The organism is Lysobacter enzymogenes (genome assembly GCF_017168095.1).
Lineage (GTDB): Bacteria > Pseudomonadota > Gammaproteobacteria > Xanthomonadales > Xanthomonadaceae > Lysobacter > Lysobacter enzymogenes_D.
Map to the genome: position 1 here is coordinate 1 of NZ_LXSD01000469.1, position 620 is coordinate 620.

The following is a 620-nucleotide window of genomic DNA, read 5'->3' on the forward strand; positions in this document are numbered from 1 at the left end:
CCATCGGCGCGGACCGGCAGCGGCGATCGGCGCGGCCGCGGATGCCGGCGCAGCCGCGACTCGCGCGCAGCGGCATCGGGGCGGCCGACGTCCGCGCCGATACGCCCGCGTACGACGGCGGCGCGGTTTTTTCCCGAGAGAAATCGATGCGCATGCGAAAACGTTCGCGCTGCGCGCCGAGCCGAACGATGCCGGCGCCGGTCCTTGCCGGGTTGCCGAAAGCGGCGCGCCGCGCCTCGCGCTGAGGTGGCGGAGCTCTGCGCGAACCAGGTCGCCGGGCTTCGCGGCGCCCGCTGGCGGCGGCGCCGCCGGTTCGCGACGCAGCGGCGAGCACGCGCGCGGCGACGTTACGCCGACGTCAACAACGCGCGTGCGAATGCCACCTCGTATTCGCATTCGTGCGAACGTGCGGCGGCGTGCGAGCCGGCGCCGTGCCCGCATCAGCGCCGGCGCTCGCATCGCGGCGCGACTCAAGCCGCTGACGATGGGAAGGTCGGGACGCGACGGCGCCGTCGTCAGGATCGCCAGGCGCCGGGCAACGGGACGACTTGCCGCGGCGCGACGACCGCGCGCGCCGGCGGCGCCGACGCTGATGCCGGCGGCGGCGCCCACGCAGGCCT

The 620-nt window shown here is 76.1% G+C and carries 1 protein-coding gene; it reads left to right on the forward strand.

What is annotated here, in order from left to right:
* A partial coding sequence (locus tag A7A76_RS19895; RefSeq protein WP_206412910.1) for a hypothetical protein occupies positions 1 to 245 on the forward strand: 245 nt, incomplete at its 5' end.
* Between the last annotated feature and the right edge of the window lie 375 nt (positions 246 to 620).